General features: G+C 67.9%; 21 protein-coding genes and 1 tRNA gene. 6 read left to right on the top strand and 16 right to left on the bottom strand.

The features are described 5' to 3' along the window. From HNO83_RS16870 to HNO83_RS16830, 9 genes are all read right to left on the bottom strand, one after another. Positions 1 to 1,345: type IV secretory system conjugative DNA transfer family protein (locus HNO83_RS16870; protein ID WP_175338688.1), on the bottom strand; the 1,345-nt coding region annotated here is incomplete at its 3' end. Further along, positions 1,342 to 2,799, bottom strand: coding sequence for a putative type IV secretion/conjugal transfer ATPase (locus HNO83_RS16865; protein WP_175338687.1), 1,458 nt, complete (start codon positions 2,797 to 2,799; stop codon positions 1,342 to 1,344). The genes HNO83_RS16865 and HNO83_RS16870, both read right to left, overlap by 4 nt. Continuing rightward, positions 2,796 to 4,328 (bottom strand): SCO6880 family protein, encoded by a 1,533-nt coding sequence (locus HNO83_RS16860; RefSeq protein WP_175338686.1) that lies wholly within the window; start codon positions 4,326 to 4,328, stop codon positions 2,796 to 2,798. The genes HNO83_RS16865 and HNO83_RS16860 overlap by 4 nt, the downstream gene beginning before the upstream one ends. A gap of 3 nt (positions 4,329 to 4,331) precedes the next feature. Continuing rightward, on the bottom strand, positions 4,332 to 5,372 hold the full coding sequence (locus HNO83_RS16855) for a hypothetical protein (RefSeq protein WP_175338685.1): 1,041 nt from the start codon (positions 5,370 to 5,372) through the stop codon (positions 4,332 to 4,334). 5 nt (positions 5,373 to 5,377) lie between these two features. Next, positions 5,378 to 5,701 (bottom strand): hypothetical protein, encoded by a 324-nt coding sequence (locus tag HNO83_RS16850; RefSeq protein ID WP_175338684.1) that lies wholly within the window; start codon positions 5,699 to 5,701, stop codon positions 5,378 to 5,380. Further along, positions 5,698 to 5,853, bottom strand: coding sequence for a hypothetical protein (locus HNO83_RS16845; protein ID WP_175338683.1), 156 nt, complete (start codon positions 5,851 to 5,853; stop codon positions 5,698 to 5,700). The genes HNO83_RS16850 and HNO83_RS16845 overlap by 4 nt, the downstream gene beginning before the upstream one ends. A gap of 5 nt (positions 5,854 to 5,858) precedes the next feature. After that, complete coding sequence (locus HNO83_RS16840; RefSeq protein WP_175338682.1) at positions 5,859 to 6,512, bottom strand: hypothetical protein; 654 nt, start codon at positions 6,510 to 6,512, stop codon at positions 5,859 to 5,861. An 88-nt stretch (positions 6,513 to 6,600) separates the two neighbouring features. Next, complete coding sequence (locus HNO83_RS16835; protein ID WP_175338681.1) at positions 6,601 to 7,701, bottom strand: hypothetical protein; 1,101 nt, start codon at positions 7,699 to 7,701, stop codon at positions 6,601 to 6,603. Next, complete coding sequence (locus HNO83_RS16830; RefSeq protein ID WP_175338680.1) at positions 7,698 to 8,447, bottom strand: sigma factor; 750 nt, start codon at positions 8,445 to 8,447, stop codon at positions 7,698 to 7,700. The genes HNO83_RS16835 and HNO83_RS16830 overlap by 4 nt, the downstream gene beginning before the upstream one ends. Positions 8,448 to 9,225: 778 nt before the next feature. Here HNO83_RS16830 and HNO83_RS16825 point away from each other — a divergent pair. Further along, positions 9,226 to 9,807, top strand: coding sequence for a helix-turn-helix domain-containing protein (locus HNO83_RS16825; RefSeq protein WP_175338679.1), 582 nt, complete (start codon positions 9,226 to 9,228; stop codon positions 9,805 to 9,807). A 13-nt stretch (positions 9,808 to 9,820) separates the two neighbouring features. Then, positions 9,821 to 10,969 carry a site-specific integrase gene (locus HNO83_RS16820; protein ID WP_175338678.1) on the top strand — a complete coding sequence of 383 codons (1,149 nt, stop codon included), beginning with the start codon at positions 9,821 to 9,823 and terminating at the stop codon, positions 10,967 to 10,969. 344 nt (positions 10,970 to 11,313) lie between these two features. Here the strand turns inward: HNO83_RS16820 and HNO83_RS16815 are convergent. The 4 genes from HNO83_RS16815 to serS form a co-directional block, all read right to left on the bottom strand. Next, positions 11,314 to 11,401: transfer RNA gene (locus HNO83_RS16815), tRNA-Ser, on the bottom strand. A 172-nt stretch (positions 11,402 to 11,573) separates the two neighbouring features. Beyond that, entirely contained in the window at positions 11,574 to 12,863 is a 1,290-nt protein-coding gene (locus HNO83_RS16810; RefSeq protein WP_175338677.1) for an LCP family protein, read from the bottom strand. A 110-nt stretch (positions 12,864 to 12,973) separates the two neighbouring features. Next, positions 12,974 to 13,777 carry an HAD family hydrolase gene (locus tag HNO83_RS16805; protein ID WP_175338676.1) on the bottom strand — a complete coding sequence of 268 codons (804 nt, stop codon included), beginning with the start codon at positions 13,775 to 13,777 and terminating at the stop codon, positions 12,974 to 12,976. After that, on the bottom strand, positions 13,774 to 15,039 hold the full coding sequence (gene serS / locus HNO83_RS16800; RefSeq protein ID WP_175338675.1) for a serine--tRNA ligase: 1,266 nt from the start codon (positions 15,037 to 15,039) through the stop codon (positions 13,774 to 13,776). The genes HNO83_RS16805 and serS overlap by 4 nt, the downstream gene beginning before the upstream one ends. A gap of 44 nt (positions 15,040 to 15,083) precedes the next feature. Here serS and HNO83_RS16795 point away from each other — a divergent pair, with 44 nt between their 5' ends. Further along, positions 15,084 to 16,100 carry a diacylglycerol/lipid kinase family protein gene (locus tag HNO83_RS16795; protein WP_175338674.1) on the top strand — a complete coding sequence of 339 codons (1,017 nt, stop codon included), beginning with the start codon at positions 15,084 to 15,086 and terminating at the stop codon, positions 16,098 to 16,100. Here HNO83_RS16795 and HNO83_RS16790 read toward each other — a convergent pair. Beyond that, on the bottom strand, positions 16,097 to 16,681 hold the full coding sequence (locus HNO83_RS16790) for a hypothetical protein (protein ID WP_175338673.1): 585 nt from the start codon (positions 16,679 to 16,681) through the stop codon (positions 16,097 to 16,099). The genes HNO83_RS16795 and HNO83_RS16790 overlap by 4 nt on opposite strands. 30 nt (positions 16,682 to 16,711) lie before the next feature. Continuing rightward, the gene (pheA, locus tag HNO83_RS16785) at positions 16,712 to 17,689 is read right to left on the bottom strand and encodes a prephenate dehydratase (RefSeq protein WP_175338672.1); all 978 of its coding nucleotides are present in this window, start codon (positions 17,687 to 17,689) and stop codon (positions 16,712 to 16,714) included. Positions 17,690 to 17,888: 199 nt separating this feature from the next. Here pheA and HNO83_RS16780 point away from each other — a divergent pair, with 199 nt between their 5' ends. Genes HNO83_RS16780 through pgm form a run of 3 tightly spaced genes read left to right on the top strand, consistent with a single transcriptional unit; the run spans position 17,889 to position 20,187 of the window. Then, positions 17,889 to 18,167, top strand: coding sequence for a hypothetical protein (locus HNO83_RS16780; RefSeq protein ID WP_175338671.1), 279 nt, complete (start codon positions 17,889 to 17,891; stop codon positions 18,165 to 18,167). After that, positions 18,160 to 18,516 carry a ribbon-helix-helix domain-containing protein gene (locus tag HNO83_RS16775; RefSeq protein ID WP_175338670.1) on the top strand — a complete coding sequence of 119 codons (357 nt, stop codon included), beginning with the start codon at positions 18,160 to 18,162 and terminating at the stop codon, positions 18,514 to 18,516. The genes HNO83_RS16780 and HNO83_RS16775 overlap by 8 nt, the downstream gene beginning before the upstream one ends. A gap of 51 nt (positions 18,517 to 18,567) precedes the next feature. Then, the gene (gene pgm, locus HNO83_RS16770; RefSeq protein WP_175338669.1) at positions 18,568 to 20,187 is read left to right on the top strand and encodes a phosphoglucomutase (alpha-D-glucose-1,6-bisphosphate-dependent); all 1,620 of its coding nucleotides are present in this window, start codon (positions 18,568 to 18,570) and stop codon (positions 20,185 to 20,187) included. 7 nt (positions 20,188 to 20,194) lie between these two features. Here the strand turns inward: pgm and HNO83_RS16765 are convergent, their stop codons facing one another. Beyond that, complete coding sequence (locus HNO83_RS16765) at positions 20,195 to 21,022, bottom strand: M15 family metallopeptidase (protein ID WP_349627265.1); 828 nt, start codon at positions 21,020 to 21,022, stop codon at positions 20,195 to 20,197. Between the last annotated feature and the right edge of the window lie 5 nt (positions 21,023 to 21,027).

Raw genomic sequence — 21,027 nt, 5'->3', positions numbered from 1 at the left:
CGATGCCGCCGCCGTCGGCCATGATCCGCGGCAGTGCGGGCCAGGAGAACATGTTGGCGATCTCGTCGAGGATCAGCGCGAGCGGTAGGTCGAGTCGGGATCCGGGTGAGGCGAGGGCTTTGCGGCGGGCGGTCTCGACGATGTCGTCGAGGATCGCGCCGAGGAACCCGCCGACGGAGCCGGCTCCGGCCCCGGTGCCGACGAGGTAGAGGCTGTTGGGACCGGCGAGGAACGTGTCGAGGTCGAACTGCTCTCCCGGGCCTGGGGTCATCGCCTTTCGTATGGCCGGGATGGACAGGGGGCGGAGGGCACCGAAGACGCCGAACCAAGAGTTGGCGAGGAGCTTCTCGTCGCCGTTGATGATCGCATCCAGGTCCTCGGACCAGCCCGGCGTGCCCTGGTTGGCGAGCACCCCCACCGCTTCCAGAGCGAGCCGCGGGTTGGAACCCCAGCGGGCGAGCGCGTCGATGCCTCGGCCGGAGACGGCGGCCGCGTGGAGCAGCCGGGAGAGCACGGAGGAGGACACTTGCGCCCATTCCTGGTTGGTCTTGGACACGCCGAGTGCGGTGCCGGCGACGATCGCCTGCCCGCGCTGGTCCGCTACGAGGGGGTCCTCGCACCCGGCGACCGGGGAGATCCGCAGCGCCGAGCGGACACCGGTGAGCTCCTGGGGATCAAACACGGTGATCTCGCCGACGCGGGCGCGCTCGCGCATGGTGGCGGAGAGGTTGTCGTTGCGGGTGGAGGTAGTGATGAGGGGGCCGTCCCAGTCGAGGATGGCGTTGATGATGAACCGGTAGCCCTTGCCGGAGCGGGGTGCGCCTTCGACGACGATTGAGTCCTCGATCGACACGTAGACGTCCTGCCCGTGCGCACTGCCCACCTTCCACCCGGCGGCAGATGGCTCCGGGTTCACCAACGATGGGCGCAGGTTCTTGGCGCGGAGGAGGGCGGTGCGGGCGGAGGTGTGTTTGCGGACCTCGCCAGGTTTGGCAACGCCGTCGCGGCCGCGGAGTTCGTGGATGAAATGCCGATCCGACTGGCGGTACCGAAGCCACCAGACCATAACCGCCGCCACGAGGCTCAGAAGAATTAAGACCGCGAGGATGTCGAGGACTCGGATCAGGGTCACGGGTGCCATGCATCCGGCAGCGAGTGCGAATCCGCTGGGGTCGCCGCCAATGGCCAGTTGGAGGCCGGCAAAGACGCTTCCGGGCTGGCCGCCGGCGCCGCAGGTGGCGGTGATGGTAGCGCTGGCGATGCCGGTGGTGAGGGCGCCGGCGGCGACGATGGCGAAGAGACAGTAGAGCGCGAGCTGAGTCCACGAAGAGCCGTGAGTTCTCATGCTCGTTCACCGCCCATGGCGTCGGTGCGGAAGATGCCGAGTTCATAATCGGTGCAGATGTTGCGCACCTTCGCGACCCGGTCCTGCCCGATCTGCCACAGCCCTTCGCCCTTGTGCAGCTTGCGGACGAGGTCGGCTTGGGTGTCGTTCCAGCCCAGGATCTCCCGCGACCGGGCGATCTCGCCCGAGTGCTGCGCGTAGGAGATGCGGGTCTCGCAGTCCGCGAGAAGTCCGAGCGCACGCGAGTGCAGAGCGCTGTTGCGATCACCCAATGCATCGAGGTCCGCGACCCGGTGCAGCAGGTACCAGTTGGAGGTGCCAAGGTGGCGTGCGACCTTCTCGTCCTCGACCCTGTCGGCGAGACCATCACCACCGGAGACATCGTTGAGGAGCTCGACCGCCGCCTCTTCGTGGATGATGACTCGGGCTTGCCGGTTCGCACCCAGGCTGGAGCGGCGGATCCAGTTCGCGGTCGCGAGCCGGGCCAGTGCCTGCGCTTCCGGTGATGCGCCTTTCAGTGCGGAGGTGTCGACGACCATCATCGGGGCGTCAGCGTCAAAGCGGACGGTGGACGGTCCGTCGAAGAACCCGGTCAGGTCACCGGACACCATCCGGCGCAACGAGTGCGCGAGCCGATGGCCGGCGTCCGCAACCTCAACCGGCAGCGCCTCATCGGGGTCCACCAGACGGCTGTAGACGTGCGTGATGGTGACGGTCGACTGACCGCGCAGTGCGTCGAGGGCGACGTCGAGGGCGGTGTGCTCGACCGGTTCCAGGTTCCCGCCTTCGCGGAGGCGGCGGATGATCGTCTTCACCGTCGCCCGCCGGTACTGGAGGACGTTCTGGTTCCAGTCCTCATCCGAAAACGACAGGTCGCGTGGCCCCTCATCGAGCAGGTTGATCCGGGCGGCCTTACCGGGACCGACGGAGATGGAGGTACCGCCGACGTACGCGGCGACGCGCACCCACTCCCCGTTCGGGTCGTGCGGGACCGCGACCTTCCGGCCCAGCCGGGCGAGCCGGGACGACCAGGACTTCGCGAGCATCGACTTGCCCGTCCCCTTCACCCCGAGGATGGCGACGGAGTGCGAGCGGACGGCCTCGGCAGAATAGGCGTCCCAGGGGTCGAAGCAGAACGGCGCCCGGGAGAGCAGGTTCTCGCCGATATACGCCCCGGTGAGGATGTCCCCGGTCTCAGCCAGGAACGGATAGGCCCCGCCGAGGACCTTGGACGAGCAGCGGTGCGCGGGAGGGGTGGCGCGCAGCGGGCCACGCAGATTGTGCGGCTGCTTCCACCCCCACGCCGGCATCTTCGACGCCGGCAACTCCGCACTCTGCAGCTTCCAGGACGAGTTCTTGTCGGCGGCGCCAGCCTGGCGGTGGCGGCCGTTTGCCCCCGGCTTCTCATTGGCCGGGATGCGGCCGATGACCGTGTTCGGCTTCATCGCGCTCACCCCCCTTCCAACGGCACCGGCAACGCCGCGGTCACGAACCCCGCCGCCTGCTGACCCGACATCGACGCCAACACCAGCCGGGCCGGGTGCGACGCTTGCTCGATGTCGGTGCGGGCCTTGGCGAGGGCGTCCTTGGACTCGGCGGAGATGGTGACGAACCCGCGGTACTGAACGTCACCGAAGCCGTCGACGAGGTCGTGCTCGCGCACCGCGAGATCTTCCTCCTCGCGGAGGTGCGTGAGCGGGATCCGGGAGGACAGTTTCATCCGGATGGTCGCGGCGGTTTCCATGTCGGACTGGGCCCGATTCAGCTGGGCCAGCGCCTTGTGCGTCGCCACCGGCCGCACCTGCAGGGTGATCACCCGGGTCGCGTCCCCGGCATAGAGGAGCGGCTCGAGGAACCCGGTACGGACGTCGGTGCGGGGCCATTCGGCAACCCAGAACGTCTGATGCCAGGACTCATCCACCCGCAGCGCATCCCAGCCCTCGTCGATCCCCATCACCGGCGACGGCGCGGACACAACGCTCGAGTCCTGCTCACGCCGTGTGGCCGCGGCCACAGGGTCGGCGGACAGAGCGTTCAGCTGGTCAAGCTCATCCGAGGTCAGCCAGCCTGCGGGCGTGAGTCGGGCGTGCTCCATCGAGGTCTCGATCCCCGCCACCCGCTCCTTGAGCACAGCGGCGAGCCCGGTCAGGCCCTTGCCGGCGTCGCGGATGGCGCCGTTGAGGGCGGCGGTGTCGAAGGTGAGGGTGATGTAATTGGTAAACCCCATCGACCGCTTCGACGCCGCCTGCGTCAACGCCCAATACTCGCCGCGCAACTCTGCGGTGACTTGCGGGTCGTGCTCGTTCTCGCGAACGACCAGATAGTCGCGGAGCTCGTTCGAGGAGGCCCGGTCGACGCGGATCCGGATGGTGGTTTCCCGGACGCCGGGCAAATTCTCCAGGGAGCTGAGCCATTCCACGAACCCGTCGTACGCGGCCTCCTGAGTGCCCTTGTCGCGCAGCGCCCACGCCTTCGACCCCACCTTGACGGTGACTGAGGCGAGCCGGCCGCGGGCGTTGTAGATGAACCCGCCAGCACCGGGGATCTGCACGATCTGCACATCCCCCAGCGCACCCGGAAGCAGAAACTTGGAGGTCACGACCGGGGTCGCCGCAGCGACCTGGGCGTGGCCGACGTTGAGGGAGGCGACGGTGACCCGGAACCAGACGTCGCGGCGGAACACGGTCTGCCCGGCCATACTCCGCAACAGGTAGCGGACGGCTTGGGCGACGATCACGATGACCGGTTCGCGGCGGTAGGTGGCGAGGGCAAAGAACACGACGACGGCGACGATCGGCAGCATCACCCAGATGGCGTTGCTGTCGATGAAGAGGGTGGAGAGCAGGATCGCGACAGCGGCGCCGATCACAACCAGCTGCAGGAAGGTCAGTCCCAGGAAGATCCCGCGGCGTTCCCGGGCGGCAAAGCGCACCCGGGGTGCGCCTTCTTCGGTGATGATCTGGTCGGCGGTGAGGGTGGTCATCAGTTATCTCCCAACCTTGATGACCCGTGCCGCGGTGCGGACGGGTGCGGAAGCGGTGCTCGCGCGCGAGAACTGGTCCCGGACGGAGAAGCGATGGTGGAGGGCGGTGCCGACCTCGGCTCCCGCGAAGGAGACGAGTTTCGTCGCCCACAACGGGCTGAACGAGGCAGCGATCACCGCGCCGGCCGCGACGAGAATGACCCCGATGCTCACGGACGTCTTCGTCAGCTCCACCGCTAGGAGCACGACGCCTGCCGCGAGCGGTTTGGCAATCAGCAGGCCGACGGAGAGGTTCATCCAGCGTTGTGCCCACGCGGTGAGCTTGGGTTGGCCAATCATCATCAACCCGACCGGGGCCATCGCGGCCAGGGCGAGGAGCCCGAACTCCCGGATCGACATAGCGATGAACAAGAACAGGGAGGCGATCATCATCAACCCCACGACCAGGAGTGCGATGACGTAATCGCCGACGGCGGCCGGGCCGTGCGCGCCTTGGGCCGCCATCGTGAAGATGACGCCGCCCTCGGTGAACTTCGCGCTGTGCATGACCGCGTTGGCCGCCTGCCCGGGAACGTCGAGCAGGCCGACCACCCGGAGGAGGCCTTTGCCGAGGTCGCCGCCTTGGGCGACGGTGGTGAGGCTGCTGGTGATGTCGTCGGTGATCCCGGAAGCCTTCTGCATCCCCCACACGCAAATCGCGCTAAACGGGATGGCGAGGGCGGCGCCGGCGGCAGTGCGGCCGATCCGGGACCAGTCCTGCAAGATCATCGCGATCCCGATCTGGACGAGCGCGACGATCAGGATGACCGGCGCGGTGACGGCGATCCAGAACAGGAACTGCGAGTGCGCGATGTTCCAACTGCCTTGGTCAATGTTCGTGTTGAAGGACCCGGCGATCATCGTGGCGATGAAGTCGCCGAGGTTCTTGATCGTGGACCCCATGAACTGCGCGATCGTCTGGGAGGCTTGGCAACCGAAATCGGAGAGGAAGCATCCGTAGTTCGGTGCAAACGGGTCAGGCGGGGCGGCGGCGATGTCGATCATGAGGATCACGCCACGTGGAGCGACTGGCCCCAGTTGATCAGCCCCGCGATACTGCCGGCCACGGCGACGCCGGCGACGCAGCTGAGCAGGCCGATGATGCCAGCCTTCTGCACGCGCCCGTTGCTGGAGACGTGGCCGACGACGATGAACCCGGCGGCGATCAGCCCACCGATGATGGCCAAGATCAGCACGATCGCGAACACAACGTTGGCGATCGCCTGCAACGCTCCGACGCCGGGACCAGAGAAGTCCGGGCTCGGGTTGGGGATGGCCGCCACGGTGATGGTGCGTGCGTGGACGGTCACGAGGGATTCGTTGAGGGTGTTCATGATTCTTGGTTCCTTTCCGTGAGGTCGGTCGATGGTTCGGGCTCTGTGGTCTCGCTCATCCGCCGGGCCGCCAGCAGCCCGGATCCGAGGATCCCGAGCAGCGCGATGCCGACGATGAGCAGGAGACGAAGCAGATTGAGGATGAGGTCCATGACGGTCACTCCCCGCTCGCGTCCGAAGCGCTCGTTGCCGAGGTCGGCAGCGGGACGACCAACTGCAGCGGCTGTCCTTCGGAGGGCACGTCGACAGTGAGAATCAGTCGGTCGACCCCAGCGGGGAGGTACCAAGCGGCGCCGAAGGAACGCTGCTTATCGTTCGGGATCGTCCAATCGGACTTCTTCCCGAACAGGCCGGATGGGAGCCAAGGCAAACCAGCCGCCTTCGCTGCCGCCGGCCCATCGGCCGTGTCTAGGACCGCCGGCTCGGGACGGCCGTCGAACTGGGTGCCCTTCAGCGTGGTGCCGGTGACGTCCTGGTAGGTCTGGCCACCCTGGGAGGGCTTCCACTCGCCGATCATCGTGATCTTCATGAACACGACCGGTGTTCCGACCGTGAAGAGTTCCTGCGGGGAGTTCGGGAGGGTGCACCGGCAGCCGTGCGCCGACTTGAAGGTGCGGCCGGGGAAGACCTGGACGTAGACGGTGTCGACGATCCCGTCGGCGGCGGGGGTCGCAACGTTCGACGCGGTCGGTGTCGGCTTGGTCGGCGCGACGGTAGTGAACGACGGGTTTCTGGCGGGGGCTGCGGCGGCGCAGCCGGCAAGTGCCAGGGACGGGAGGAGGGCAGCGAGTGCGATCAGCTTCTTGTTCATCTCAGTTCACCTCGGTTTCGTATGCGCCCTTCACTTAGAACTTCCGGCTCGGAGCGATTTGTGGCGCGCATCTTGGAGACTCGTTTGGTCAGGGCACCTGAATGTGCTGGTGGTTGCAGGTATCAGGGAAATCGCTGGTGAGGTTCGTAAGGACACCGAGCGTCACGCGGGCGCGGGACCGGCAGTCGCTTTGACCGATCGATGACCCGTGCGGGGCGTACGGGTCCAGGGCATGGATTAGCTGAACCGAGAGAGTGTCCGCGCCGGTCAGTGATTGGCCGTTGATCGCGTAGAAGTCGACGGCCTTGCCCTTCCAGTGCGCGGACGCGGTTCCCGCCCCTGGGGTCATGCCGGTGCAGCGCCGGTTTAGATCGCTGACCCCGACCTGCTGGAAGGACTGGACGGCCACGACGATCAGCTGGAGGATGTGCGGGTCGATCGTGCAGTCCGGCGTCGCAGTACCGTCAGCCATGTTGACGACCTGCTGCTGGTAGCGGGGCTCGAGGAAGTTCAGCTTCTTCGCCTGGATCGCGCCGACCAGGACCGCGGCGGCCGCGCGAGCGTCCGCCGGTACCTGACACGCTCCGGCGCTTGCTCCCGTCAGGGCGGCGAGGACCTGCTCGGCGGGAGTCCAGAACGGGGCGTAGTGGTTCGGGTCGGCGTTGATTTGGACCGCGTGGGCGACCAGGGTTGGCGCGAGGGTCTGCCAATCCGGGACGTGAAGCATGCGGGTGTAAAAGGCGGCGGCAGCGGTCGCCGGGTTCATCCGCTCCGCTGGGGTGCCGTAACCGGCGCCCTGTTGGAAGACGCCGATCGTGGTGTTGTCCACCGCGTCGCCATGGTCCAGGTTGCGGAGGCCGGACTCACCGATCGCGACCATCAGCGCGAGTGTCTGCCCGTGCGGGGGCACGATCATCTGCTGGCCGACGGTGATGATCGTCGCGGCGATCTTCAACTGCTGCGGCCCGTACCCGTCCACATTCTGACCCGCCTCGACCGAGGGCGAGGATCCACCACACACTCCCCCGCCGCCGAATCCGTTGGTTCCCATCGCGAGAACCAAGCTGACCGGCACGGCGACAAGCGTGACGGGGACGACCAAGACGATGATGGCCGCGACGATCAGCAGGTTCCGCGTCGTTTTCGGATGCGTCACGGCATGAGCGGCCGCCGCGCCCGCACTGATCATGCCGCCACCTCCAGCTCGAGGACGTCCCGAGCGATCATCAGCAATCGCTTGGCGGTCGCGATTCGGGCTCGCGCCGATCCGGGATGGATGTGGAGAGTGGCTGCGATGGTGTCTGCGTCGTCGCCGATCATCTCGGCGACTTCCCGAAAACCGCCGGTCTCGGGCACGCAGGACACGATCACCGAACCGGTCATTGGCAGTCCCGCGTCCGCCGCTGCAAGGGCGGCGAGCACGGTTCGTGCGGTCTGGCAGACTCGCTCACGGATCGTGCGGACACCGCGCTTGGACAGCTGGTGGGCTTCTGCCACCCGCTCGGCGTCGCCGTCGGCCAGGCTCAGGTCGCTCATCACGTGCCAGTCGGATGCGCCGACGTAATCGGCAACCAGCACCATCCACCGGTGCGCGTCAAAGCGGCGAATCATCGCCTCGAGCGGGTCGATGTCCGACTCGGACTCCACGTCCGCGTCGACAGTGACATCGTCCGTCGGGCCGTACTTCCGCTCGATCTGCCGGAGCACGACGTGACGGGTGATCCCGAACACGAACGCGTGCGGCGATCCACGCTCCGGGTCATACGTGGAGGATCGGTGCCAGACCGTCTCCCGGGCGATCTGCAGAACGGCGTCGACCTCATTCGGCCAGCCGCGCAGTTGAAAGCGAACGTACGGCCGCAACGTGTCGACTTCACGGAGCAACTCCGTGAGAAAAGCATCCGCCCGCGAGCGGACTTGGGTTCCTCCAGCCACGAGATCACAACCTTCCTTGCATGGAAGTGGCTACTGCGAAGGACCGGGTTCGAGCCGGCGACGGCTCGTCAGAACAGGGCTATGTCAGCGCGCATGGGCGCGCAGGAGCCCTCCTTGGATTAGGAAGGTTGGATGTTCCGAGCTGCGCCGGGGATATGGGCTCCGGGGCGGCGCGCCCGGATTCGAGGGTGGAGTGGCGGCTTCGACTCTGAAGTTGGGGAATCTCAGCCACGATGCCTCACCGCCGCCCTGACTCGCTTAGCGAGGCCAGCGTTACGGTGAAGAGGGTAAGAATCAGCCGCTCCATTTGGTGCCGCACGCTACCCCCGAACAGGGGTCGCGCTTGGGCGGCACGCCGAGGTGAACCAGCTGTTCTACTGACAGCTCTCGCACCGCAGATCATCCATCGGATCCACCGGGACGAGATATCCGTCCACGAAGTCCTGAATGACGCCGGGAGGCTCTGTCGGGGGTTCGGCTACGCGTACGCTCCGGTCCTCGTCTGCGCGCTCGCTTCCAGCCATGCCAACACCTCCGCCCGCTTGTAAAGCACGGTGCGTGGGGTCGGCTTATAGAAGCGCGGGCCCTTACCGTGATACCGGAGTTGGGCGAGCGCTGCGATCGACAGCCCGGTGATCTCAACCACCTCAGCGGGCTGAATGAACTCTCCTGTCATCTCATCTCCTCCGTTTCGACAACTCAGGAGTGCTGCAATTGTTGAAACGACCATAGCAAGAAATCCGTGACTTGACAACAGAAGTGGCGATAGGCTGTCGAAATGGCAGACTTTCGATCGGAGACCAGCATCGGCGCGCGCATCAGACTGGCGCGACGTGAACGTGGATTTCGAACGACCAGCGACCTGGCAGCGGCGATTCCCGGTGGGAACATCACCCCCGCGATCCTGGAGAACATCGAATCCGGCCGGAAGGCCGACATCAGCGTCAGCCAGCTCTTGAATATCGCACGGGGCCTCGATGTGCCGATCAGTATGCTGCTCTCGCCAATCGGGCGGCCCAACGACAAACTCGACCTGCAAAATCTCGGCGAAGACTTCGACGGAATGACCGTGGCCGAATTCGATTGCTGGCTTTCAGCGACCCCCTCGAGTTCGTATCGGCCCCGATTGGCCGCCGAACGCGTGGACATCTCCGTCCTGAACTCGCTTCGCGAACTCGGGACCCTTCGACGTGAGTTCGACCGCCTCCGGATCGTTCGCGACGTCGGAGCGGCGTCCGGAGTCTCTGATCTCACCTTCGACTCAAGCGTCGAGGCGCGCCTGGAGCTGGTCGAGCACGAGCTGGAGCGCGTCGCAGCGCTTCTCACCTCGGCGGGCATCGAAGAGGTGGCAGCACCCTAAAGAGGAGGGCGAGATGGGCAGCGTTCTGTCGTATGAATCTGCCGGTGGTCGACGCTATCGCGTCATGTACCGCACCCCTGATCACCGTCAGACCACGAAGCGCGGATTCAAGACGAAGCGAGAAGCCGAGCTCTACTTAGCCACGGTCGAGACGAACAAGGCACGCGGCGAGTACATCGATGCAAGTGCGGCGAGGGTGACGATCGCATCCCTCGGCGATGAGTGGCTAGCCAACCAGACTCACCTCAAACCGTCCTCGCTCCGACCGCTCGAGATCGCGTGGCGACTCCAGGTCGAGCCGCGTTGGGGACGCGTCCCTGTCGGTGATGTACGACACTCGGATGTCCAGGCCTGGGTTACGTCTTTGAGCGCAGAAAGGTCCGCTACGACCGTCTTGCGCGCGTTCGGTGTGCTTGCCGGAATCCTGGACATCGCCGTGAAGGACCGGCGCGTGCCTGTCAACGTAGCCCGCGGATCGCGATTACCCCGCAAGGTTCCTCGCGCTCACCGGTACCTCACCCATCAACAGGTTCACGACCTCGCCTATGCCAGCGGCAAACACGAAGCTCTCGTCCTCCTACTTGCCTACACCGGCCTTCGCTGGGGCGAAGTCATCGCCCTCCGCGTGCGCGACGTCGACTTCACTCGTCGCCGACTCGCCGTCTCGGAAAACGCGGTAGAGGTCGGTCCCGCCACCATCGTCGGAACCCCGAAGAGCCACAAGCGCAGGTCGGTACCGTTCCCGGCATTCCTCATCGACGCGCTGGCCAGCGCAGCCGCAGGCAAGGAGCCGAACGACCTGCTGTTTTCCGGCCGGTTCGGTGAGCACATGAAGCGAGCCACACGGGGTCAACGGACATGGTTCAAGAGCGCACTCGACAGGGCCGGCCTTGACCCGATGACCGTCCATGACCTGCGGCACACCGCCGCCAGCCTCGCCGTGAGCGCGGGAGCCAACGTAAAGGCGGTCCAAAGGATGCTCGGCCACGCCTCAGCCGCGATGACGCTGGACGTTTACGCGGACCTCTTCGACGACGACCTGGACGCGGTAGCTGAAGCTCTGGACGGCGCAGCCAGACGTTCTGTGGCACGACCGCATCTCGCTGAGCGTCAGTCCTCAGTGGTGAGCAGACCAGTAAGCGCCGCCAACGTACTTGGCTAGCTTGCCCAATCCTTTGACGCCGGCCCCTAGGACAAGGACAGCGAGCACGAAAACGAACCACGGGTAGGCGATTACGTCTGCCACGATCGCGTTCCAGATCATGACGATCGCTTCCCACCGGGCAGCGCGCCACGTATCGAGAAGCCAACCGACATCGATCATGTCCACATTGAAGCGGTAGCCGCTGACAATCGGCATTTGCGACGGCCGCGATCGCAGAAAGAGGCCCCGGATCACCAACTCGCGGCGGCGTTTGTTGTCAGTTTGTTGTCAAATCGAGCGCCGCAGGTCTGGCAGCAAAGACTCGATCCCAGTGATTTACTGGGATCGAGGCGCCCGTTCCTTGGCGGAGGGCGTGGGATTCGAACCCACGAGACATTTCTGCCCACCAGTTTTCAAGACTGGCTCCATCGGCCGCTCGGACAGCCCTCCTGGCGCCGGCGCGAGCCGGCGTCGACCGATTCTAGCGAACCGGGGTTGGGTCAGCCCTCGAACGAGGCTCCGGAGGTGGAGCCGGGCCCGAACCCGAGGTGGTGTCCGGCCGCGAGCGCGCCATGATCCGCGCAATCGGCCGCGGCCCACTACGCCTTCTCCGGCTCAGACTCTATTCGCTGAACGGCTTCGAGCACGTCTCCTGCGCGGCGGTCTGACCGTGAACATCCGACGGCAGAGTCGCGGACGAGTCGGTGCCCGTCGTCGGCTGGGCGGACGGTGCACCGGCGGGGGAGTCGGCAGGGGGCGTGGCATCTCCCGCCTGCGCGGGTGGCGTCGTCGAGGTGCCGCCACTACCCGGCGCGGCCTCCGACCCGACTCCGGTGTCGCCCGTCAGCGCGACGGGCTGGTCGTTCTTCAGTGCACCCATGAGTTGCTCTGCCGCGTCCACTGTCGGTGCGACACCGCCATCCACATAGTGATTGGGATACTGCACGAAGACGACCTTGCTGATGTCGATGTTCTTCAGCGCCATCGCCATCGAGACGATGGTGGTCGGATTGTTCAGGCTCTCCGACGGGTCGATGTTCTTGATCGCGGCCTTCGCGAGGGTGTAGAGCTTCACCGGATTGCTCAGAACGTCCGAACTCTTGATCGTCCGGACGAGCGAGGAGAGGAACACCTGCTGGTTGCTGATGCGGCCGAGGTCCGATCCGTCGCCCACGCCGTGACGCGTCCGGAGGAAGGCGAGCGCCTGCGAACCCTGCAGCACGTTCTGCCCGGCCTTCACGTCGAGACCCGTGTACGGGTCCTTGATGTCGCCGGCGACGCAGACGGGCACACCGCCGATTGCATTCGACATCTCGATAACGCCGTCGAATTGGATGACTGCCGCGTACGGGATGTCGAGCCCCGTCAGCTTCTCCACTGTCAGCACGGTGCAGGCCAAGCCGCCGTAGCTGAGCGACGAGTTGATCTTCTGGCGACTCATCGCGTCGAAGCTGCCGCCCTTGGGGTCGGGGCACGACGGGATGGCGACGAACATGTCGCGCGGGAAGCTGACGACCGTGGCGTTCTTGTGGTCCGCGGAGACGTGCAGAAGCATCGTGACGTCGTTGAGATTCTCACCTCGGTCGCCATACGCAGCGTTGCCACCGCCCGAGTCGCTTCCGGCGAGCAAGACATTGAAGGAACCATCCATCGCCCCGACGCCGGGGGTCGACTCGTTGCCCTTCGCGTCGACGAGCTTGACCCCGCGCTTGTTGGAGACGCTGCTGACCACATCCACCGCAGCGTAGGCGGCGAGCGAGACGCCGGTCACCCCGAACACGGCGATCACGGCGACGAAGATCTTGAGGAGGAACGTGAGCGGATGCTGCTGCTTCTGTCGGCCGTGCCGGACCGCTGGTCCTGCCGCCTTCTCCTGCGCTCGCGCTTGCGCGCGGGTGTGCATCTCGCTCATTCACTTCCTTCCGGATCAGCCGCCTTCACACACGGAAGCGCGTACCGGAGAGGGCACACGCCAGCGAAAAGTCTGGCACGGCAGGCTGGCAATGCTCTGGAAGGCGCGCGTCAGAGCGCGTCGAGCACCTGTGCGACGCCGTCCTCGACCACGTGCCCGGTCGTCCGGTTCGCAGCGGACTTGACCTCGTCCGGCGCCTGGCCCATCGCGACACCGAGACCCTCCGCCGCCGCCCAGGTCAGCAGGTCGATGTCGTTGCGGCCGTCGCCGACGGCGACCACGTTCGACCGCGGGATGTCGAGCGCGTGCCGCACCCGCTCCATCGCGGTGGCCTTGCTGACGCCGTCGGGCGAGATGTCGAGCCACGCCGTCCAGCCGATCGCGTAGCTGACCCGCTGCAGGCCCATCCGGTCGACGATCGAGAGGAACTCCTCGGTGTCGTGCTCGGGCGAGACCACGACGACGCGGGTCGCGGGATGCTGCAGCAGCTCCTCGAACGGCACCTGCTCGGCGTTCACCAGCTCCCAGTCGGTCATGCCCTCGGTGTACCGGCGGAAACCGGTCGGCCCTTCGACCATGAAGCTGCCGCTCGGGAGGTGCGGGCGGATCGTCTCCAGCACCTCGGTCGGGTCGAACACCTCGATGAACTCGCGCCGGTAGCCGCCCTCGACGGTGTCGTCGCGGCGCATGGTGAGCGCGCCGTTCGCGCACACGACGAACTCGCTGGTCAGCCCGAACGTCTCGTGGATGGGCCGCGCCGTCTCCCAGCTGCGGCCGGTCGCCAGCATGACCTCGTGGCCGGCGTCGCGCACGCGGGCGACGGCGGCACGGACGGCGGCGCCGACGGTCTCGTCCTCATGGATGAGCGTTCCGTCGACGTCGAGCGCGATCAGCAGGCGGGAGTCGTCGCTCACGAACGCGTCGGCTCCAGCAGCTCCAGGCCGCCGAGGTAGGGGCGCAGCGCCTCGGGCACGCGCACGGAGCCGTCCTCCTGCTGGTGCGTCTCGAGGATCGCGACCAGCCAGCGCGTGGTCGCCAGCGTCCCGTTGAGGGTCGCGACGGGTGCGGTCTTGCCGCTCTCGGTGCGGTACCGGATGTCGAGCCGGCGCGCCTGGAACGTCGTGCAGTTCGAGGTCGAGGTGAGCTCGCGGTAGCGGCCCTGGGTCGGGATCCACGCCTCCACGTCGTACTTGCGGGCGGCGCTGGAGCCGAGGTCGCCCGCGGCGGTGTCGATGACGCGGTAGCTGAGCCCCAGCTCCTGCATCATCTCCTCCTGCCAGCCGAGCAGCCGCTCGTGCTCCGCCTCGGCCTCCTCCGGCCGGGTGTAGACGAACATCTCCAGCTTGTCGAACTGGTGCACGCGGATGATGCCGCGGGTGTCCTTGCCCGCGGAGCCGGCCTCGCGGCGGTAGCAGGTCGACCATCCGGCGTAGCGCAGCGGCTGTTCGATGTCGATGATCTCGTCCGCGTGGTAGCCGGCGAGCGCGACCTCGCTCGTTCCGGTCAGGTAGAGGTCGTCGTTCTCGAGGTGGTAGACCTCGTCGGCGTGGGCGCCGAGGAAGCCCGTGCCCTGCATGATCTCCGGCTTCACCAGCGTCGGCGTGATCATCGGGATGAAGTCGTTCCGCACAGCTTTGTCGAGCGCCATGTTCATCAGGGCGAGCTCGAGCCGCGCGCCGATCCCGCGCAGGTAGGAGAATCGCGCACCCGCGACCTTGGCCCCGCGGGCCATGTCGATGGCGCCGAGCAGCTCGCCCAGCTCCAGGTGGTCGCGCGCCTCGAAGTCGAACTCGGGGATGTCGCCGACGGTCTTGAGCACGACGAAGTCGTCCTCCCCACCGGCCGGGACGCCGTCGACGATCGGGTTGCCGATGCTGCGGATCAGGCGCTCGAAGCGCGCGTCGGCGTCGTTCGCCGCCTGCTGCGCCTCCTTCACCCGGCCGGCGAGCTGCTGCGCCTGCGCGACGAGCTCCTTCTTCTGCTCCTTCGGCGCCTTGGCGACCTGCTTGCCGAAGGCGTTCTGCTCGGCGCGCAGCTCCTCGAACGCCGTGATGGCCGCCCGCCGCTCGATGTCGGCCTGGATGGCCTCGTCGACGAGCTGGACGGAGTCGCCGCGCGCCTCCTGGGAGCGCCGGACGACATCGGGGTTCTCGCGGAGGAGCACGGGATCGATCACCCGACCAGCTTATCGACCGATGCTCAACAGGTAGCGTGAGCAGGGTGAACGGACGGGGCGGGGGCGAGCGCACGGTCGTCGCGGTCGTCTACAACCCGGTCCGGGTGGATGTGCTGCGGGTCAGGGCCGCCGTGGAGGCCGCAGCTGCGGCGGCCGAGGCGGAGCGGCATCCCGAGGGGATCGAGCTGCTGTGGCTCGAGACGACGCCGGAGGACGGCGGCCAGGCTCAGGTGCGCGCGGCCCTCGACCGCGGCGCCTCGCTCGTGCTCGCGGCGGGCGGAGACGGGACCGTCCGGGCGGTGGCGGAGGCGCTGCGCGACAGCGATGCGGCCCTCGCCCTCATCCCGGCGGGGACGGGCAACCTGCTCGCACGCAACCTCGGCGTCCCGTTCTCGAGCGTCGAGAGCGCCTGCGCGGTCGCCTTCGCCGGTGAGACACGACCCATCGACCTCGGGATCGCGACCGCACATCGGCCGGACGGCGGTTCGACGGAGCACGTTTTCCTCGTCATGGCCGGGGTCGGGATCGACGCGGCCATGATCGCGGGCGCCCGGCCGGAGCTGAAGCGCCGCTTCGGCTGGCTCGCCTACGTGGATGCGGCGTTCCGCGCCCTGCCCACGACGAGCAAGGTGCGCATCCGGTTCCGGCTCGACGGCGGGCACGAGCGGTCGGCGCACGTGAGCACCATCCTGATCGCCAACTGCGGCGCGCTGCCGGGCAACATGGAGCTCATCCCCGACGCCGCGATCGACGACGGTGTGCTCGACGTCGCGATCCTGCAGCCGGCGACGGTCTTCGGCTGGCTGGCGATCTGGCGCAAGGTGACCTGGGAGAACCGGGTGCTGCGCAAGTCGGCGCTCGGCCGCCGCATCATCCGCTTCACCGACCGCGCGGTGCGGACCCGGCTCAGCTACCTGCGCGGGGCGACGGTGCAGCTGGAGGTCGATGCGCCGGAGCCGTTCGAGCTCGACGGCGACGCCTTCGGAGACATCGTCGCGATCGACCTCCGCGTGGACGAGCGCGCCCTGCTGGTGCGGGTGCCCGCCCTTCCCGAGCGCTAGTCGAAGTCGTCGCGGGCGCGCGGCGCCTGCGGAGAGCGGCGGCCGACCAGCGCCGTGAGGAACAGCAGCCCGACGATCGTCAGCAGCCCGACCGTGATGAGCGGACCGGCGAGCATCCAGCCGAGCTGCGCGAACACGAGCGCGGTGACATCGGTGCTCGGCGTCGGGCCGTTGTACGAGGAGGTCACCGACACGCAGTACAGGACGATGCCCAGCACGACGAAGCCCGCGCCCACCAGCCACAGAGCCAGCATGACGGGGTTGCGGCGCGGGTTCGGCTCCAACCTGTCGAGCAGGCCGGGCCCGGTCACGAGCGGCGCGGGCTGGGGCGGGAGGTCGAGGTCGGCGACGGGCGCGGCGACCCGCTCCGGGGCCGGCACCGACTCGGGTTCCGCGACCTCGCCGGACGCCGCGGGCAGCACCGACGAGGGCCTCCGGTAGGCGGAGTCGGGCGCGTCGGACCGCACCCGCGTCTGCGAGCGCTCCCCGGGCCGCGGCTGGTATCCGCGCTGGAACGCGGGGTCGAACCGCGGGTCGAAACCGCCGGTGCGATCCTCGCCGTCATGCTCCTCGGCGACCATGGTGACCTCCCGACTGTCCTTCCCCAGAGCCTACGCCGAGGCGGCGTCGTCGGTCAGGGACGCCAGCCATTCCCGCGCCTCGGTGAACACCTCGTCGCGGTAGCGCTGGTCGAACTCGACCCGCATGCCGTCCGCGCGCGGGTAGGACCCGAGGAACATCACCGAGGGGCTGAACCGACGGAGGCCGAGCAGCGCGTCGGCCACCCGCTCGTCATGGATGTGGCCGTCGGCGTCGATGACGAACCGGTACCGGCCGAGGGCGTCGCCGACCGGCCGCGACTCGATCAGGCTCAGGTTGATCCCCCGGGTGGAGAACTGCTCGAGGAGGTCGAGCAGGCTGCCGGGGCGGTCGTCCGGGAGCTCCGCGATCAGGCTGGTCTTGTCGGCCCCGGTCGGCTCGGGGACGCTGCGCGTGGTGCTGACGAGCACGAACCGGGTGACGGCGTTCGGGTTGTCCCCGATGTTCTCGGCGAGCACGACCACGTCGTGGTGGTCGACGATGCCGGGAGGGGCGACCGCCGCATCCGCCGCGCTGCCCTCGAACAGCGACGCGGCCGCTGCGACGTTGCTGGAGGCGGGCAGGTGGCCGTGCTCCGGCAGGTTGCGGTCGAGCCACTGGTGGCACTGGGCGTAGGCGACGGGATGCGCGTTCACAGTGCGCACGTCGGCCAGCGTGGTGCCGGGCCGGGCGACGAGGACGAAGTTCACCGGGACGAGGTACTCGCCGACGATGCGGAGGCCCGGGATGGTGGCGAGCGCGTCCTGGGCGACCGAGACGCCGCCCTCGATCGAGTTCTCGATGGCGATCATGGCGGCGACGCTGCGCCCCTCCACCACGTCGGCGAGCGCCTCGCCGAGGTTGTTGACGGCCCGCCACTGCTTGCCGCGCGCCTCCGGCACCTGCTTGAGCGCGGCCTCCGTGAACGTGCCGGACGGCCCGAGGAAGCTGTACACGTCGTCGAGGGAGGCGGGCAGCTCGGCGGGCGCGCCTGCGGGGTCGGAGGACATGCCGCTCAGCTTAGCGATCCGCCTCCCACGGCCTCCGCGCGCGCCTGCGGCTCTGTGGAACGTCTGCGGCCGCTCGCGCACCCGCAGACGTTCCGAGAGGGCGCAGTCGCCCGCACCTCTCTGGAGCCCGAGCAATGGGCATGTAATAATTGCGGACACAGATTAATAGCGGGGTTCGCGGCGGCGCTAGCTTCAACGCATGTCTCCACGGTGGACCGATTCGACCTCCAAGCACGGAATCCCCCGCGCCGACCAGGTCTGGGCGTTGCTGCATCCGAACTTCCGGGCAGAGGCGCCCGAAGAATCCGTGGACGACGGGACCGTCTGGCTGTACATCGGACATCCCCATGCTCAGACGGAACGAGAGATCGAACTGTTGGTGAATGTGTACGACGACGGACGGGAAGCCGTGGTGTTCCATGCAATGCCGCTCGGCCCCAAGTTCCGCCGACGCAGAGAGGAGATGCGACATGGCTGACATCGATGACGCCGCCTTCGACCGGCTCGCAGCAAGACTGACGGACCCGGCAACCCCGATGCCCAAGCTGACCAATGTCCTAACCGGCGAGGCCGCCGCGGCCGCCGGGCACGCCTTCCTCGTCTCCGAGTACGGGTCCGAGGAGGCATTGGACGCCGTCCTGCGGGCAGCGGGGCGACCGCGGCTCGGTGAGCAGCCGAAGGGCGCATCGCCAGTCGTTCGCGGTCGGATCCCCGTCGCCGACCGCGCCGCCTTCGACGAGTTAATCAGGGAGACTGGCAAGAAGGAGAGCGAACTGGTCAGGGAGGCCGTGCACCTGCTCCTGGAACAGCACAGGAAGGCGAGCTGAACCCTCCGCCTGCACCTCCCGGCGACCGGCCTGCCGTGGAAGAGTAGGAACATGGACGAACGAGCCGGAACCCCCGCCCAGCCTTCCGACCTGATCGACGTCGACGCCCTGCGGCGCGCGTACTACGAGCTGAAGCCGGATGTCAGCATCCCGGAGCAGCGCGTGGTGTTCGGCACGTCCGGCCACCGCGGGTCGTCGCTGGACACCGCGTTCAACGAGGACCACATCGCCGCGACCACGCAGGCGATCGTCGAGTACCGCAACGGCCAGGGCATCACCGGCCCGCTGTTCATCGGCGCCGACACGCACCTGCTGAGCGAGTTCGCCACCACCACCGCGCTCGCGGTGCTGGTCGGCAACGAGGTGCGGGTGCTCGTCGACGAGTTCGACGACTGGGTGCCGACGCCCGCGGTCTCGCACGCGATCATCCGGTACAACCGGCAGGGTCATGGCGACCAGGCGGACGGCATCGTCGTCACGCCGAGCCACAACCCGCCGCGCGACGGCGGCTTCAAGTACAACCCGCCGCACGGCGGCCCGGCCGACACCGACGCCACCAGCTGGATCGCGAAGCGCGCCAACGAGATCATCGCGAACGGCATGAGGGAGGTGCGGATGGCCGAGCCGTCGGGCGTCGAGACCTACGACTTCCGCGGTCACTACGTCGACGACCTCGAGAACATCATCGACGTGAAGGCGATCAAGGACGCACGGCTCAGGATCGGCGCCGACCCGCTCGGCGGCGCCAGCGTCCACTACTGGGAGGCCATCGCCGAGCGCTACGGCCTCGACCTCACGGTGGTGAACCCCGAGGTCGACCCGACCTGGAGCTTCATGACGCTCGACTGGGACGGCAAGATCCGCATGGACCCGTCCAGCCCCTCGGCCATGGCCTCGGTGGTGGCCCGCCGCGCCGACTTCGACATCCTCACCGGCAACGACGCGGACTCCGACCGGCACGGCATCGTCACGCCCGACGGCGGGCTGATGAACCCCAACCACTACCTGGCCGTGGCGATCGACTACCTGTTCCGCACGCGCACCGAGTGGCGGAAGGACGCCGCGGTCGGCAAGACCCTGGTGTCGTCGTCGATCATCGACCGCGTCGCCGAGTCGCTCGGGCGACGTCTCTGGGAGGTCCCGGTCGGCTTCAAGTGGTTCGTCCCCGGCCTCATCGACGGGACGGTCGGGTTCGGCGGCGAGGAGAGCGCCGGCGCGTCGTTCCTGCGCTTCGACGGGACGGCGTGGACGACCGACAAGGACGGCATCCTGCTCGCCCTGCTGGCCAGCGAGATCCGGGCCGTCACGGGCAAGTCGCCGTCCGAGCTGTACCGCGAGCTCACCGAGCGCTTCGGCGACCCCGTCTACCAGCGGGTGGATGCGCCTGCGACCCCCGAGCAGAAGGCCGCGCTGTCGAAGCTGGACGGCGACGCGATCACGGCGACGGAGCTGGCCGGCGAGGCGATCACGGCGAAGCTGAGCCGGGCGCCCGGCAACGACGCCCCGCTCGGCGGCGTGAAGGTGCAGACCGACAAGGCCTGGTTCGCGGCCCGCCCCTCCGGCACCGAGAACGTCTACAAGATCTACGCGGAGTCGTTCGAGGGCGAGGAGAACCTGCGCGAGGTGCAGGAGGAGGCCAAGCGGATCGTCGGCGACGCGCTGGGCGGCTGATCGCCGCTCAGCCGGGGTAGGTCGTTCCGCCGGGGCAGCCGAAGAACTCCTCGAGCGTGGTCACGCCCGACCTGTGCAGCTCGGTCGCGAGCGGCACGCCGACGAAGCGGAAGTGCCACGGCTCGAAAGCGAAGCCGGTCACGGCCACCTTGTCGGCGGGGTAGCGGAGCAGGAACCCGAACCGCCAGGCGTTCGCGGCAAGCCACCGGCCCTGCGCGGTGTCGGCGAAGCACGCCGCGAGCGAGCAGTTCGCCGGGACGGCGCTGATATCGACCGCGTACCCGGTCTGGTGCTCGCTGTGGCCGGGCCGGGCGGTGTCCGTGTCGGCGTACGCCTGGCCGTTGTGCGCGACATCGTCGTCGTAGACGCGCGTCTGCGACTCGTACGAGCGGTAGGCGCTCTGCACAGAGAAGTCGAGCCCGGCCTCCGCCTTGCCCGCGTGGAACATGTCGACGACCGCCGCCGCCGTCGCCGACCGCATCGGCTGGTCGTTGAGGTTGGGCACGTCGGGGTAGGTGAGATCGGCCGGGACGTACGAGAGCGGGTTCAGCCCGCGGCTCTTGTTGACGACGACCCAGGGACTCGCCGGGTCGTCGATCGACTGCGCGGTCTTGTCGAAGCCGAGCACCGTCGGGGTCGGGACGGTGGACGGCGTCGGCCGCGGAGGGCGGGGAGTCGGCGTCATGCGCTGCGGGGTGCTCCGGTGGCTCGTCGGACCCGCGCTCGCCACCCCGGTGGCGCACGCGGACAGCGCCAATGCAACCACCAGCGCCGCGCTCGCCAGGGCAGCCCGCGTCACCAGAACGCGCCGTGCGCGGGCACCCCCCAGACTCACGGCAT

The sequence above is a fragment of the Leifsonia sp. C5G2 genome (assembly GCF_013359685.1).
In the GTDB taxonomy this organism is placed as follows: domain Bacteria; phylum Actinomycetota; class Actinomycetes; order Actinomycetales; family Microbacteriaceae; genus Leifsonia.
This window is presented reverse-complemented; position numbering and strand designations above follow the sequence as displayed.

Excerpts from the sequence above, each read along its gene's own strand:
- HNO83_RS16860 (WP_175338686.1), bottom strand. The coding sequence starts at position 4,328 with ATGACCACCCTCACCGCCGACCAGATCATCACCGAAGAAGGCGCACCC.
- HNO83_RS16855 (WP_175338685.1), bottom strand. The coding sequence starts at position 5,372 with ATGATCGACATCGCCGCCGCCCCGCCTGACCCGTTTGCACCGAACTAC.
- HNO83_RS16850 (WP_175338684.1), bottom strand. The coding sequence starts at position 5,701 with ATGAACACCCTCAACGAATCCCTCGTGACCGTCCACGCACGCACCATC.
- HNO83_RS16845 (WP_175338683.1), bottom strand. The coding sequence starts at position 5,853 with ATGGACCTCATCCTCAATCTGCTTCGTCTCCTGCTCATCGTCGGCATC.
- HNO83_RS16840 (WP_175338682.1), bottom strand. The coding sequence starts at position 6,512 with ATGAACAAGAAGCTGATCGCACTCGCTGCCCTCCTCCCGTCCCTGGCA.
- HNO83_RS16835 (WP_175338681.1), bottom strand. The coding sequence starts at position 7,701 with ATGATCAGTGCGGGCGCGGCGGCCGCTCATGCCGTGACGCATCCGAAA.
- HNO83_RS16825 (WP_175338679.1), top strand. The coding sequence starts at position 9,226 with ATGGCAGACTTTCGATCGGAGACCAGCATCGGCGCGCGCATCAGACTG.
- HNO83_RS16820 (WP_175338678.1), top strand. The coding sequence starts at position 9,821 with ATGGGCAGCGTTCTGTCGTATGAATCTGCCGGTGGTCGACGCTATCGC.
- HNO83_RS16810 (WP_175338677.1), bottom strand. The coding sequence starts at position 12,863 with ATGAGCGAGATGCACACCCGCGCGCAAGCGCGAGCGCAGGAGAAGGCG.
- HNO83_RS16790 (WP_175338673.1), bottom strand. The coding sequence starts at position 16,681 with ATGGTCGCCGAGGAGCATGACGGCGAGGATCGCACCGGCGGTTTCGAC.
- pheA (WP_175338672.1), bottom strand. The coding sequence starts at position 17,689 with ATGTCCTCCGACCCCGCAGGCGCGCCCGCCGAGCTGCCCGCCTCCCTC.
- HNO83_RS16780 (WP_175338671.1), top strand. The coding sequence starts at position 17,889 with ATGTCTCCACGGTGGACCGATTCGACCTCCAAGCACGGAATCCCCCGC.
- HNO83_RS16775 (WP_175338670.1), top strand. The coding sequence starts at position 18,160 with ATGGCTGACATCGATGACGCCGCCTTCGACCGGCTCGCAGCAAGACTG.
- pgm (WP_175338669.1), top strand. The coding sequence starts at position 18,568 with ATGGACGAACGAGCCGGAACCCCCGCCCAGCCTTCCGACCTGATCGAC.